This is a genomic window from Elizabethkingia argenteiflava (genome assembly GCF_009904105.1).
Taxonomy (GTDB): Bacteria; Bacteroidota; Bacteroidia; order Flavobacteriales; family Weeksellaceae; genus Elizabethkingia; species Elizabethkingia argenteiflava.
In genome coordinates this window covers 73,288-87,613 of sequence record NZ_JAAABJ010000519.1, presented here as the reverse complement: position 1 = coordinate 87,613, position 14,326 = coordinate 73,288, and the positions used below count along the sequence as shown (strand labels likewise).

At 35.2% G+C, this 14,326-nt stretch carries 14 protein-coding genes and 2 pseudogenes; 4 read left to right on the top strand and 12 right to left on the bottom strand.

The genetic code is table 11. The annotated features are described in order from the left end of the window. Positions 1-462 precede the first annotated feature (462 nt). Positions 463-1,050: pseudogene (locus GNY06_RS14625) on the bottom strand (oxidoreductase). A gap of 44 nt (positions 1,051-1,094) precedes the next feature. Then, positions 1,095-1,484: an oxidoreductase gene (locus GNY06_RS14620; RefSeq protein ID WP_262885037.1), complete on the bottom strand. Its 390-nt coding sequence runs from the start codon at positions 1,482-1,484 to the stop codon at positions 1,095-1,097. Positions 1,485-2,087: 603 nt separating this feature from the next. On the opposite strand from GNY06_RS14620, the pseudogene GNY06_RS08360 reads away from it, so the two are divergent. From GNY06_RS08360 to GNY06_RS08345, 4 genes and pseudogenes are all read left to right on the top strand, one after another. Continuing rightward, a pseudogene (locus GNY06_RS08360) lies at positions 2,088-2,516 on the top strand (AraC family ligand binding domain-containing protein); the annotation flags it as partial. A gap of 15 nt (positions 2,517-2,531) precedes the next feature. Further along, positions 2,532-2,849, top strand: coding sequence for a helix-turn-helix domain-containing protein (locus GNY06_RS08355; protein WP_166519656.1), 318 nt, complete (start codon positions 2,532-2,534; stop codon positions 2,847-2,849). Positions 2,850-3,294: 445 nt separating this feature from the next. Then, the gene (locus GNY06_RS08350) at positions 3,295-4,695 is read left to right on the top strand and encodes an alpha/beta hydrolase (protein ID WP_166519655.1); all 1,401 of its coding nucleotides are present in this window, start codon (positions 3,295-3,297) and stop codon (positions 4,693-4,695) included. Between the two features lie 36 nt (positions 4,696-4,731). Further along, on the top strand, positions 4,732-5,397 hold the full coding sequence (locus GNY06_RS08345) for an HAD family hydrolase (RefSeq protein ID WP_166519654.1): 666 nt from the start codon (positions 4,732-4,734) through the stop codon (positions 5,395-5,397). A gap of 122 nt (positions 5,398-5,519) precedes the next feature. Here GNY06_RS08345 and GNY06_RS08340 read toward each other — a convergent pair whose 3' ends face one another. The 10 genes from GNY06_RS08340 to GNY06_RS08295 form a co-directional block, all read right to left on the bottom strand. Continuing rightward, positions 5,520-6,911 (bottom strand): type III PLP-dependent enzyme domain-containing protein, encoded by a 1,392-nt coding sequence (locus GNY06_RS08340; protein ID WP_166519653.1) that lies wholly within the window; start codon positions 6,909-6,911, stop codon positions 5,520-5,522. 144 nt (positions 6,912-7,055) lie between these two features. After that, the gene (locus GNY06_RS08335) at positions 7,056-7,667 is read right to left on the bottom strand and encodes a thiamine diphosphokinase (protein WP_166519652.1); all 612 of its coding nucleotides are present in this window, start codon (positions 7,665-7,667) and stop codon (positions 7,056-7,058) included. 173 nt (positions 7,668-7,840) lie between these two features. After that, the gene (lptB, locus tag GNY06_RS08330) at positions 7,841-8,569 is read right to left on the bottom strand and encodes an LPS export ABC transporter ATP-binding protein (protein WP_166519651.1); all 729 of its coding nucleotides are present in this window, start codon (positions 8,567-8,569) and stop codon (positions 7,841-7,843) included. 79 nt (positions 8,570-8,648) lie between these two features. Continuing rightward, the gene (rfbA, locus tag GNY06_RS08325; protein WP_166519650.1) at positions 8,649-9,518 is read right to left on the bottom strand and encodes a glucose-1-phosphate thymidylyltransferase RfbA; all 870 of its coding nucleotides are present in this window, start codon (positions 9,516-9,518) and stop codon (positions 8,649-8,651) included. A 141-nt stretch (positions 9,519-9,659) separates the two neighbouring features. Next, a complete protein-coding gene (gene rfbB, locus GNY06_RS08320) occupies positions 9,660-10,748 on the bottom strand; it encodes a dTDP-glucose 4,6-dehydratase (protein ID WP_166519649.1) in 1,089 nt (362 codons plus the stop codon). A 9-nt stretch (positions 10,749-10,757) separates the two neighbouring features. Further along, positions 10,758-11,303 (bottom strand): dTDP-4-dehydrorhamnose 3,5-epimerase, encoded by a 546-nt coding sequence (gene rfbC / locus GNY06_RS08315; protein WP_166519648.1) that lies wholly within the window; start codon positions 11,301-11,303, stop codon positions 10,758-10,760. Next, on the bottom strand, positions 11,300-11,749 hold the full coding sequence (locus tag GNY06_RS08310; RefSeq protein WP_166519647.1) for an adenylyltransferase/cytidyltransferase family protein: 450 nt from the start codon (positions 11,747-11,749) through the stop codon (positions 11,300-11,302). Before GNY06_RS08310 ends, rfbC begins: the two co-directional genes overlap by 4 nt. Before the next feature lie 157 nt (positions 11,750-11,906). Beyond that, positions 11,907-13,070, bottom strand: coding sequence for a DegT/DnrJ/EryC1/StrS family aminotransferase (locus GNY06_RS08305; protein ID WP_166519646.1), 1,164 nt, complete (start codon positions 13,068-13,070; stop codon positions 11,907-11,909). 10 nt (positions 13,071-13,080) lie between these two features. Continuing rightward, positions 13,081-13,689: an acetyltransferase gene (locus tag GNY06_RS08300; protein WP_166519645.1), complete on the bottom strand. Its 609-nt coding sequence runs from the start codon at positions 13,687-13,689 to the stop codon at positions 13,081-13,083. Positions 13,690-13,719: 30 nt separating this feature from the next. Beyond that, on the bottom strand, positions 13,720-14,325 hold the full coding sequence (locus GNY06_RS08295) for a sugar transferase (protein WP_166519644.1): 606 nt from the start codon (positions 14,323-14,325) through the stop codon (positions 13,720-13,722). Position 14,326 lies beyond the last annotated feature (1 nt).

Genomic DNA, 14,326 nt, shown 5'->3' with positions numbered 1-14,326 from the left:
TTTTTCATAATTTGCGGTAAAGCTGTTCATATTTAATCGTTTGTTAGACTATTAAATTTAGGTATTTAGCTAATAATGAGCAGCTCCCTTTTTTTTATCCTAAATGAACCACGGGTTTAATAGAATATAATTAGAATGATCTTTCTTTAAGTATTAACGGATTGGGAATTATAACAATGTGAATACACACTCTTCCAGTGCAATCTTTTTATATTAAGAGAAGAAGAAAAATGGCGCCAAAAACGAGGCCTTTTACTTCATTACTATTTGAAAATGATATTCACCTAAAATCATCCCAATTTAATTCAAGAATATTTGATAAAAAACCAATGGACAAAGTCTTCATCCATCCATTCGTTGGCTTCTTAATTTGAATTATTGAGTATGGATCTCTCCTCTGCACTCATTTCAATATAGGTTTTATAATCCCGGTATCCATGAGCAGAGAACCCATAAAAAATATCAGGTTTTGTTGGAGTTAAGGGATAATTGTTTTTTAAGTCTTTCTACGAAGTCTGGGTTTGATATTAATGAGCGACCAAATGCTACTAGATCAACAAAGCCTTTTTGAATTAAGTCTTCTGCTTTTTGTTTATTAAGGAATCCGGCAAAAATAATATTCCCCTTGTACCACGTTCTGAATTTTTGTACAAAACCTAAATTTTCCTGATAAAGATTTCCTTGGTCGTGCAAGTGAATATAGGCGATCTCATGTTTGGAAATTTGGGTTGCAAGATATTTAAAGGTCTCCTCAATTTCATTGTATACTGACATGTCATGTTGGGTACCATAAGGAGAAAATCGAATCCCCAATCTTTGTGGAGCTATTGCTGATGAAATAGCATCAATAATCTATAATACAAATCGAGAGCGTTTCTCTATGGATCCACCATAACCATCTATTCTAAGATTGGTATTAGGATTTAAGAACTGATCTATTAGCTACCCATTAGCACCATGAATTTCAACGCCATCAAAGCCTGCTTTTATAGCATTTTTTGCTGTCTTAACATAATCTTCAATTATTTCAGCAATTTCATAGGTAATCAATGCTCTGGGTTTAGGGGCTGGTATACGACCTTCTTGACCATTTTCTATACCCTAGCCCATACTATTTTTGCAAGAATTTCTGAAGGTGCTACAGGTTGAAAATGATTGGGTTGATTTGAAATATGGGAAACTCTGCCCACATGCCATAACTGGGTAAATATTTTTTCTCCTTTCTCATGCACTGCTTTGGTTACCTGTTTCCAACTTTCGGTTTGAGCAGCATTATATAGACCTGGTACATAAAGATATCCCATTGAAGTTGGTGAGATAGAAGTACCCTCAGTAATAATTAATCCAACCGATACTCTTTGTTGATAATAATCAGCGTTCATTTCGGTCATTATACCATTTTTAGACCGCGTACGGGGCATTGGGGCCATGATAATCCTATTGGAAAGGATTATGTTTTTTAAATTGAATTTATCAAATAACATCAATACTTATTTTTTTCCAAAATTAGATGATCATAAATTTTAAAATTTGTAAATTTATTTCAATTAAAGGTAAATTTATTTCAATTGCAGCATCTCTAAAATATATGCAAAAGGGGAATTATAAAGCCTAATGAATCATGAAAAAGATTCTTTAAATCGTTCTGGATTATTATTCATTTTTATTTGAAAAACTACAGAACAACTGATCCTATCCCAACAAAACAGTAGAACCCTGATCTTGATGATATAAAAAATATTTTATTTATTAAGAGAATGGAACTAATATATATTTGGCAAAAGTGCAAAGTATAAGGCTATACAGTTTTTCTAAAAACTTTTTATTAATCTTAGTTCTGATACGCAAGGTTAAAAGATGCTTTTTAGATGCCTTTAGCCAATTCCGATTTTAATTAACTCATGAAATCATCTTTATTACTCAACTACACTTGTTAATCTTTAGTGACTTTCCTTTTGATGAAAAATGTAAATTTGTTTTATACTTTAATATATACTATGAAGGTTTTAAATCAATTTGATCCATTGGTCATTGAGGATATCTAAGGTCTATGTTCTTCTTGTTCACACCATTAGCATACTTATTATGAATTAGTTTACATACATTCCGGAAGGAGTATACATCATTTAAACAATCATATTATGCCGTATGAGGCTGGTGATCTTTTTCTGATCGCTCCAAGAGAATTTCATTCTTTCACAATGGAAACGATGACCCATTTTACTTATATAAAATTTACAGAAAGTTATTTTGAAAGTAAAAGACATTTAGCACCCGATGAGTTTAAAATAGGGTCACCAGAAATACTTATGGAAATGAAATGGCTAAAGGAAGTTAAAATATGCATTGGCGAACCGTGTAACAATATTTTAAAATCAACAGTCAATAATCTAATTGCATACAGCCAGCATAAAAATATTGGAGCTTCTCCGATTGCTTATTATCAATTGTTAAGTATTTTCGGAATGATTAGGGAAATACTTAAAGATCGAAATACTAGTGTTCATAAAGAGTAACTAAGTTTTGAAAAAATGATATCTTTTATACATGAAAACATCTATAATAGAGAGAAATTGAAGGTAAAGGAAGTTTCTGCACATTTCAACATTTCACCCACTTATTTTAGCAACTATTTTAAACCTCATTTTGGCATATCTTATCAAGAATATCTTGACAATTATAGAATAGCTCTCATTGAGAAGAGATTAAGCATTGGAGGTTTGAAATTAAGGCAGATCGCCTCTGAATTTGGTTTTACAGATGTGAGCCACCTTTCTAAAACATTCCGAAAAATTAAAGGGAAAACGCCTAAAAAGTATATGAATGATATATTAAATAGTATACGATAATAAACAAATCTGGGAATTTAAAAAACTAAATGCATTAATCAGAATCCTGGAGATCTTTTTAATATAATGGACGCATTATTTAAAATACTAAAGCCCACATTGGAGGGATGAAGTGTAATCTTCACTTTTAATGTTTATCCTTATCCTATGCCAAATTTATCAAGATGCATTGAAGATTTACGATCTATGAGATACATAGAGATGGATGATATACTAAGATTAAGCAAAAAACTTCGAAAATAAGCCCAGGCCTTCCAAATTAATGGGGGTTCACCTAATCATTTTACAAATTCAAATAAGCATGATGACCCCGGAATCAAACTAAATTTCGGAGAGATAACTTCACCACAAACTTTAAACGATAAAAATAATGCTAAAACACTGGTTTTAGATATCTTGAAGGTTTTTTAAAAAATTAATATCTTACACATCAAAATCTGATGTTATGAGAAATAAATTTATTCTGTTCATTGTGTTCATCACCTTCCAAAGTGTGAATGCCCAGGCTATTGAAAAAATAGGAGAAGAATTTTTACAAAATTTTCACAATAAAAAATACGATGTGTGTACAACGTATTTAGATGCGAGTATTCTTACCCAGCTTAACGAAAAAACTTTACAAGAAATACAAAGTCAGCTAACGCTACAAATAGGAGATTTTATTAAAATAAATTCCCATAAAAAAGATGTGATCAATGGAAAAAAATCAATAGTTTACCATACTGATTTCTCTCGTTCTAAAATAGACATCCGACTCACATTCTCGGAAAAAGATAAAATTATAGGTTTTTTTTTCACTCCTTCTTCAGAAAGCAATAAGGTATTTCCACAAACACCGAAACCTCCTTTTGACTATCCTTCGGAGGAGGTAAATTTTATCAATCCTATAGATGGGAATACCCTCGCAGGAACACTTTGTCTTCCTGAGAAATGGACTTTTCAAACTCCCTTATATGTATTAATCACAGGATCTGGAGCTCAAAATAGAGATAGCGAAATATATGGACATAAACCTTTTGCTGTGATAGCGGATTATCTGGCTAAAAATAATATTGCAAGCTTAAGACTCGACGATAGAGGTATCGGAGGATCTTCTCCGGGTAAAAATACCGATACCTCAGAAAATTTCGCTACTGATATTACAGCAGCCTTTCATTTCTTAGAAGGTAGGGGTTTTACCAATATTGGACTAATAGGCCATAGTGAAGGCGGTGCCATTGCAGCTATGGTAGCGGCTAAAGAGGAAAAAATTCGGAACATTATCTTATTGGCGGCACCTGGCCTACCTGGTAATGAACTTCTCATTTTACAAAATAAGAGAATTCTTGAAGTATCGGGGGTTTCTCCTGAGCAAATAAAGGAAGATCTAAAGCTTAAAAGTTATTTTTTCAATTTTGTGAGAACCTACAAAGGAAATCAATTCGCAGAAGACGCTCATAAGGCCCTAAATAATTTCTTTATAGAAAATAAAAATACAGACTCTAAAAAAGCTCAAGAGTTGATCTCCCATAGATTAATTCAACAAACGAACCCTTGGATGGTTTACTTTTTAAAATCCACACCTACAGAATATTTAAAACAATTAAAAATTCCTGTTTTGGCTCTAAATGGAAGTTTGGATACTCAGGTAACTGCAAAAGAAAATCTAGAAGCGATCCGAAAAGCCTTATTACAAGCAGAAAATAAGGCGGTGGAAATGGTTGAAATACCTGGTCTGAATCATCTTTTTCAAACAGCAAAAAGCGGTAGTCCTTCAGAATACGAAGAGATCGAAGAAACTTTTTCTCCAAAAGTTTTGGAATTAATAAAAAATTGGGTACATAAACATCAAAAAACATACACATAAAAGTTTAAATTTGTAAAAAACTAAAAAATATAAAATATGCCTTTAAAAGCAGTACTTTTTGATATGGATGGTGTAATTGTGGACACTGAGCCTCTGCACAAAAAAGCTTACTTCGAAATGTTTCAACACTACAAACTCCCTGTGACTGAAGATATGTTCAATGCTTTTACAGGAAAAACCACATTAAGTGTATGTAATGAGCTGATTCGTTTCTTCAATCTTTCTATAAATGCACAGAAATTAGTCGAAAAAAAAAGAGAACGTTTTAAATTTCACTTTGATCATGCTCCGGATTTCGACCTAATTCCAGGGGTAAAAGATCTGATAAAAAATTATCACCAAAATGGGGTTAAAATGATCTTAGCCTCTTCAGCCAGTATGAAGACTATTGATTGGGTATTTGAAAAGTTTAAATTGACTGAATATTTTATGGATAAAATTAGTGGTGCAGAGTTGGCTCAGTCCAAACCTCATCCTGAAATCTTTGAACTCGCAGCAAGCCTATCGGGGGAAGAAAAAAGAGATTGCATGGTAATAGAAGACTCTACTAATGGAATTCAAGCGGCTCATAGCGCAGGCATCTTCTGTGTGGCTTATAAAAGCCCTAATTCTCACAACCAGCATTATGCATTGGCTCAAAAAATCATCGGAGATTATCGGGAAATCTATTGGGAAACTTCGAACGAATGGTTCGGATTGTAACAGCTCTCTACAAAATCATTTTGATCTTCCGAATACCCGTAGGAAGCGAAATATTGAGACTAAAAAATAAACAGTAACAATAAAAAAGCGGTTTATACACCGCTTTTTTTGTTATCCTGATTTTAGTATCCTAAAAGTTGTAAAACATCACCTGGATCCTGCTCTTCTCGAAATACAGAATAGACATAGTTACCTTCTTGATCGCGATCTATTAATACATGCCTAGGTTGTGGTATTAAGCAGTGATGTACTCCTCCATATCCTCCGATTGTTTCCTGATAGGCTCCGGTATTGAAAAATCCTATATATAAAGGTTTGGTATCGGTAAAGACCGGAAGGTATATGGCATTGGTATGTTGTTCAGAGTTATAATAATCATCGGAATCACAAGTAAGCCCTCCCAGAAAAACCCTTTCATAGGTATCATCCCAACGGTTAAGCGGCAACATGATAAAATGTCGAGAAATCGCCCAGGTATCGGGTAAGGTGGTCATAAATGAGCTATCTATCATATTCCACTTTTCGCGGTCATTTTGGCGTTTCTGACTGATGATTTGATAGAGATTCCCCCCACTTTCTCCGACAGTAAATGAGCCGAATTCTGTATAAATATTGGGTTCTTCGACCCCTTCTTCTTCACAGAATTTTTTAATCTGTAATACAATTTCATTTACCATATATTCATAATCGTAATTGAAATTTAAAGAAGTTTTAATCGGAAATCCTCCACCAATATTAAGAGAATCTACCTCTGGTGCTATTTTTTTCAAACGTGCATATACCCGCAAACACTTAAACAGCTCATTCCAATAATAGGAAGTATCTTTTATCCCGGTATTGATAAAAAAATGCAACATCTTTAAACGTGCATTGGGATGTTCAGCTATTTTTTGACTGTAATAGGGAATAATATCTTTATAGCCTATCCCCAAACGGGAGGTGTAGAATTCAAATTTAGGCTCTTCTTCTGAAGCAATACGAATCCCTATATTAAAAGTAGTGTCTATACTTTCAGTTAGCTTATCCAACTCTCGGTAGTTATCGAGAATAGGCGTAATATTTTCGAATCCTGAGTTAATAAGATCAGCGATCTTCACTAGATAATCATCCGTCTTAAATCCATTACAGATCACCTCTACGTCTTGGGTAACCTTCCCTTTTTCATATAGTTTTTTGACAATATCCATGTCATAAGCAGAAGAAGTCTCTATACTAATATCATTTTTTAAGGCTTCTTCTAATACAAACGCAAAGTGACTCGACTTTGTACAGTAGCAATAACGGTATTTATTTTTATACTCATGCGTTTTTATGGCATCTGTAAACCATTTTTTTGCCCTCTGTATATTCTCGGAAATTTTAGGGAGATAATTAAACTTCAAAGGGGTTCCAAATTTTTCTACCAACTCCATTAAGGGAATTCCATGAAATTTAAGCTTATGGTCTTCTACCTGAAATTCTTCTTGTGGGAAATACAAGGTCTGATCTATAAGTTCAGAATACTTTATTTTCATTCTTTACAATGGGGGATTAAATAACATATAATAAATCTATTTTTAGAGACACAAAAATGCTAAAAAATAATGGATTTTAAAAACGCTTTGAAAATAAAGGATCTTTAGCTAGAAATGACACTTAAAAGGTTTCCTATTTTATATTTATTTCCCGATAAACAACAGAATACCACCTTCTAAATAGGAACATGTAAAAGTATCTTCGACTGCAAAATTACGCGTTCCTATACGACCTATAATACTAAGATCCTCTCCATACAAAGGCCAATTGAGCCCTGTAGTATACACTTTGGTAGCTACCGGATAAGGGACTAATGATATCATTTTTCCTCGTATCTGTGAGACTTCGAAATAAGAAGGAATGAAAAAATATTTTCCATATTCATCATAAAAAGTAATTTTTATTTTATCCTTAAATAGGTAAGCTACGGTTAAGTTTCCCAAATAATGATCTTGTTCGCCACCACTTGCCCCGTATACATCTACCTGACAAAAGCCTTTTTTGACAATAATTTCTAATGCTTTATAAAAATCTGTTTTATTCTGATCGGGAGTGTAGACAAATTTTTCCTGCCACTCGCCCTCCTCTTCATCAAAGCAATCGCAATCACCCGAAATAAAATCTAATCGGTCTAAAGGAAAATGATTTTCTTTGAGATAATGAAAAGCCCCATCGGTACAAGCAATTAAATTATATTCTTGGATATCCGGGAAGGTTCTTGGTGGGATCCCATTAATGAAGAGTAATGCTTTCATGAACAAACAACGTAATAATTAATATTTTAAAGATAAATGATGAATAGAAATAGATGATGCCCCCTATAAGGCTATGCTATTTTTGCTTCTTCATTTCTTTTCTCATTTCTACAGTCCTTAAAATGATTGTATTTTTATTTTTCCTCACCTAAAGAGGAGATATCTCCTCTTTATTATATTTTTTCAAATCGGAAGTTCTCTCCAAGATAAGCTTTACGCACCTCCGGATCCTGTGCCAGATCTTCCGGAAGACCTTCTTTTAAAATTTTACCCTCGAACATAATATAAGTTTTATGGGTAATCGCTAAAGTCTGTTGTACATTGTGATCGGTAATTAGAATCCCTATGTTTTTATCGACCAAAGAACGTACAATTTTCTGTATATCTTCTACAGCAATGGGATCTACCCCTGCAAAAGGCTCATCCAGTAAAATAAAACTAGGACTGGTAGCAAGACAACGGGCAATCTCTGTTCTGCGCCTTTCCCCTCCTGAGAGGAGATCTCCACGGTTCTTACGCACGTGTTCCAGCGAAAATTCTTCGATGAGCTCATCACATTTTTTCTTTTGTGCCTGTTTGGAGAGTTTGGTAAGCTGTAATACCCCCAGAATATTATCTTCTACGGAAAGTTTTCTAAATATAGAAGCCTCCTGGGCGAGATAGCCTATACCTTTCTGTGCTCTGCGATACATAGCATCTGAAGTAATCTCGTGATCATCTAACCAGATTTTACCCGAAGTGGGCTTCACCAAACCTACAATCATATAGAAAGAGGTGGTTTTACCAGCCCCATTCGGTCCCAATAGCCCTACAATTTCTCCCTGCCTAACTTCGACTGTTACCCCCTTTACTACCTTTTTTGGACCGTACTCTTTGATCAGATTTTCTCCGCGTAGAATCATGTATTCTCAATAATATTTGACAAAGATAAAAATTTTAACTGAGCCTGGGCTTTTCTCCTATCCACTGGTTTTTTTTAGATTATAATTTGCTTTTTATTAAGTTTTTAAGGTAAGCACCATATCCGCTTTTACCATAATGTTTCGCTATTTCTAAGACTTTATCTTCGTCTATAAAACCATTGTGAAAAGCAATTTCCTCGATACATCCAATTTTAAAACCCTGGCGTTTTTCAATAACCCTTACAAACTCTGATGCCTCTTGCAAGGAATCAAATGTACCGGTGTCTAACCAGGCTGTGCCTCTATCCAGAACCCCTACGTCTAATTTACCCTGCTTCAAATAGGTATTATTAACATCGGTAATTTCGAGTTCTCCACGAGCAGAAGGTCGTATATTTTTAGCTATTTCCACCACAGCATTATCATAGAAATACAAGCCTGGAACAGCGTAGTTAGATCTGGGGTTAAGGGGTTTTTCCTCTATGGATAAGGCTTTAAAATTGACATCAAATTCAACCACTCCATATCGTTCGGGATCGGCGACATGATACGCGAAAACCACTCCCCCATCTGGGTGGGTTTTCTTCTTCAACATTCTACCCATACCATTTCCATAGAAAATATTATCTCCCAATACTAAGGCTACAGCATCATTTCCTATGAATTCCTCCCCCAAGATAAATGCTTGAGCTAATCCGTCGGGACTCGGTTGTACCACATACTGAATATTACAGCCTATTTGTGAACCATCTCCTAACAGTTTTATAAAGCTGGACTGATCGCGAGCAGTGGTAATAATCAATATATCTCTTATTCCTGCTAAAAGCAAGGTGGATAAAGGATAATATATCATCGGTTTATCGTAAACGGGCATTAGCTGTTTACTAACGGCTATAGTCAACGGGTATAATCTTGTCCCGGAACCTCCGGCGAGAATGATTCCTTTCATCTTCTATTTTTTCTATTTTTTCTATTCAAGAATAAAATGTATTTTACCTATCACCACTGACTAAAAGCTACTTATCCTCTTCATTAGGTAGATAGGTTTCATTTTTAGGCTAGCATAAAGATAAGGAGTGTAAAAAACGCCTCACACTTCTTCACTATACTGATTCTGATAATATTTTTGATAATCTCCAGAGGTTACGCTTTCCAGCCATTCTTGATTTTCTAAATACCAATCTATAGTTTTAGATAAACCTTCTTGAAACGTTACAGAAGGCTTCCAGCCTAAATCTGTATGGAGCTTGGTGGCATCTATGGCATAGCGCTTATCATGACCTGGACGATCTTTAACAAAAGCAATCAACTTCTGAGAATGGCCTTCCGGTCTTCCCAATTTAGCATCCATTTGCCTAATGAGTTCTTGTACTAAATCAATATTTTTCCATTCGTTAAAGCCCCCAATATTGTAAGTTTCCCCTGTTTTAGCCTGGTTAAATATCTGGTGGATAGCTCTGGCATGATCAAGAACAAACAACCAATCTCTAGTATACTGCCCATCCCCATAAATCGGTAATGGTTTTTCATTTAAAATATTAAAAATACAAAGAGGAATGAGCTTCTCTGGGAAATGATGAGGTCCATAATTATTGGAACAGTTAGATATAACAAAAGGAATACCATAGGTATTGCCATACGCCCTTACCAAGTGGTCGGAAGCAGCCTTGGAAGCAGAATAAGGGGACTGCGGATCGTAAGGCGTTGTTTCCTCAAAAAAACCTGTCTCTCCGAGGCTTCCATATACTTCATCTGTAGATACGTGATAAAAAAGATGTGTTCTTTTTTCATCCGGAAATCTTTTGTGAACCTGTTCAGGATTGGGTTTCCAAAACTCGCGACAAAGATTGAGCAAATTGGCGGTTCCCAGTACATTTGTATTGATAAAGGCATTGGGATCTGTAATACTTCTGTCTACATGGCTTTCGGCTGCTAAGTGTACGATAGCATCTGGCTTGTATTTTATGAAAATTTTCTGCAGTTCTTCTGGCTTAGTAATATCTGCTTTTTCAAAAATATAATTGGATCGGTGTTCAATATCTTTAAGATTTTCTAAATTGCCAGCATAGGTGAGTGCATCCAGATTGATAATGGTGGTTTCAGAATTTTTATTCACAAACTCTCGCACCACATGAGAACCTATAAATCCTGCACCTCCTGTAATGATAATATTTTTCATGACTATTGATTAGTAGTTTTTATCTTTGAAAGCTGCTGCTGCCTGATCTTTTTCCGAAAGGATCATCTCTTTTTCCGGTATTTTCCAGTCAATATTAAGGTCTGGATCATTAAATTTCACACTGCCCTCAGATTCTTTATGGTAAAAATTATCACATTTATACGAAAATATTGCGACCTCACTCAACACTACAAAACCATGAGCAAAGCCTCTAGGAATATAAAACTGCCTGTTATTTTCAGCTGATAATTCTACCCCAAACCACTGACCAAAACTGGGAGAATTTCCTCTTAAATCTACAGCCACATCCCAAACACAGCCCTCTAGACACGAAACTAATTTCGCCTGTGCATAGTCTCCTTTCTGTAAGTGTAACCCACGTAAGACTCCATATGTGGATTTTGATATATTATCCTGTACAAAATGTCCGTTGAGGCCTGTTATCTGTTCAAATCTTTTTTCATTATATTTTTCATAAAAATAACCTCTCTCATCATGGAAAACCTCAGCATCAATAATATAACAATCCTTAAGGGGGGTATCTATTAACTTCATATATTATTTGGTGATCCTATCTTTTTAAGTTCTTGTTCGTAAACCGCTCTTTTTAAGGCCGTACTCGAAAAACGATGATCTCTTTTGTTATAGTAAATTTCAATTCCTTTTTCTTCACAATATTCTTTTCCTGTAAAGTTTTTATCCTTATAATCTCCTCCTATAATCCGTACGTCTATTACAAAAGATTTTAATATATCCATTAAATCTTCTTCTGTATTATAAGGTATAATTTCATCCACCGAACGACATGCTTTTAATTGGATATAGCGTTCGACAATGGACTGGGTAGGTCTATTTTTATTAGGTCTGTCAAGTGTTGGATCTAATTGCAAACCTACAATAAGATAATCGCATATTGTTTTCGCTTCTTCTAACATTTTGATATGGCCTGCATGTAACAGATCAAAGGCCGAAAAAGTAATACCTATTCTTTGTGTTTTCATTTTTAATATTTTTTTTATGGTAAACAAAAATACAGATTAAATCACGAAAAGCAAATCGGGTACCTTTTGCTCACTCGTATATGTTATCTTCATAATGATAGGAGTGTGATTTTCTCTTTTGCTGATGTCACTCTAAAAGAAAATAGGTTTAGCCATTTTAATTTGTTTTGGTTTCAAGATGATATTGTTTTTTAAAAACCCTATGAATCACCTGAGCTATCCTATGCAGTTCATTTTCTGTTAAATTGGATCCTGAAGGTAAACACAACCCATTTTCAAACAATTCTTGTGCAACTTTCCCGCCATAGTAAGAGGCTCCTGAAAAAATAGGCTGCAGATGCATAGGCTTCCATAAAGGACGAGACTCTATATTACTCTCTAATAGTGCAAGTCTCAGATCTTCTGGTGTTACTTGGCTTCGATTAGGGTTTAGTATAATAGCAGATAGCCAATGATTGGAATAATAGTCGGAAGTCGGTTCGGAAAAAACCTTTACTCCTTCTATATCATGAAATAATTCTCTATAAAAATCATGCGCTTTACGTCTTTGTATCACTCGTTCAGGCAACACTTCCATCTGCCCCCTCCCAATGCCTGCTGCAATATTACTCATTCTATAATTATATCCGATATGGGAGTGTTGATAATGCGGCGCCTGATCCCGAGCTTGGGTGGATAAAAAAACAGCGGTATCCTTTTCATGCTGGTTATGACAAACCAGAGCTCCACCTCCAGAGGTGGTAATAATTTTATTTCCATTGAAGGAAAGCACCCCCATACGACCAAAGGTACCACAGGCTTTCCCCTTATAGGTAGAGCCTAAAGCTTCGGCAGCATCTTCTATTAAAGGTATATTATACTTTGCAGCGATTCCGCTGATCTCATCGACTTTAAAGGGCATACCATATAGATGAACAGCAATAATAGCCTTGGGCACTTTTCCTTTGGCTATTCTATCTTTAATCGCTTCTTCTAAAGCAAAGGGACAGATATTCCAGGTTTCAGGCTCTGAATCTACGAATACAGGAAATGCCCCCTGATAAACAATAGGATTAGCAGAGGCAGAAAATGTCATCGATTGACAAATCACCTCATCTCCGTAACCTACCCCACATTGAATTAATGCTAAATGCAAGGCTGCCGTTCCGGCGGAAAGCGCTACAACTTTAACCTCTTCTTGTAAATATTGTGCTAAATCTTCTTCAAATCCATTAACATTGGGACCTAAGGGGGCTACCCAATTCGTGTCAAAAGCCTCGTGGATATATTTTAATTCGTTACCTCCCATATGAGGTGAGGATAGCCATATTTTATCTTCCATAAGATTTTATTTATAAATTGTGAATGTTTTTCATTTTAATAATTTTACCTGGATTCCCTACTAGCGTAGCACCATCGGGCACATCTTTAATAACGACGCTGCCTGCACCTATAGTACACCATCTCCCAATCTTTATTCCCTGAATAACGGAAGCTCCAATCCCTATATGGGTTCCTTCTCCTATCTCCACATTGCCTGCTAAGGCTGCATTGGGTGAAATATGTACAAAATCGCCAAGAACACAGTCATGATCTAAGGAGGTATTGGTATTTAATATACAGTGCCTTCCCACCTGCACTTCTGCGTTAACGACGACGCCTGCCATGATCACACTACCTTCTGCTATAACAGCTCGAGTAGAAATCGCCGTTTTAGGGTGAATAAGACAGGTATAATTTAAATCTGGATTGTCAGATACAACTTTTTTTCGAATTATATTATTCCCTATGGAAATGATAATCGGGTCATCTTTACCGACAGGCATTTTATGTAAAATTTTATAATCCAGTATTTTTTGCTTGTTTACATCTGCATCAATAAAGGCTTCTATTTTTATATTGTTCTGTTCGGCAATTTCTGCAATTACTTTACCGTGTCCACTGGCTCCATATAAATACATTGATTTTAGCGTTAAATTAATGAAAAAATATCAATTATTACCATTAAAGGCTTCTGTAGTCGCCTGTCCTTTCTGGTTGATATCCTCTCTCTTAAAAACCTTTTTCAAAGTCATTAAAAAAATATTGAAATCAGTCTTCCAAGATAGATGATCTACATACCAAACATCCAGCTCAAACTTCTTAGTCCAGGAAATAGCATTGCGACCATTAACCTGGGCCCAACCTGTAATACCAGGTCTCACTTCATGACGACGACGTTGATATTCATTATATAAAGATAGATACTGAGGTAACAAGGGACGGGGCCCCACCAAAGACATATCTCCTTTTAATACATTGATGAGTTGTGGAATTTCATCTATGGATGTTTTACGTATAAATGCTCCTATCGGAGTCAGGCGATCAGCATCTGGTAACAATCTTCCCTCAGCATCTCTCTTATCGCTCATGGTTTTAAACTTAATAATTTTAAAAACCCGTTCTTTTAATCCTGGTCGCTCCTGCATAAAAAAAGGGCGACCGTGATGAACGAAATAGAGTATTATAGCTACTATAATAAACAAAGGAGATAAGATTAGCAGACCTAAGCATGCTATTATAAAATCCAAAATACGTTTTAGAAAGTTTTTATACATG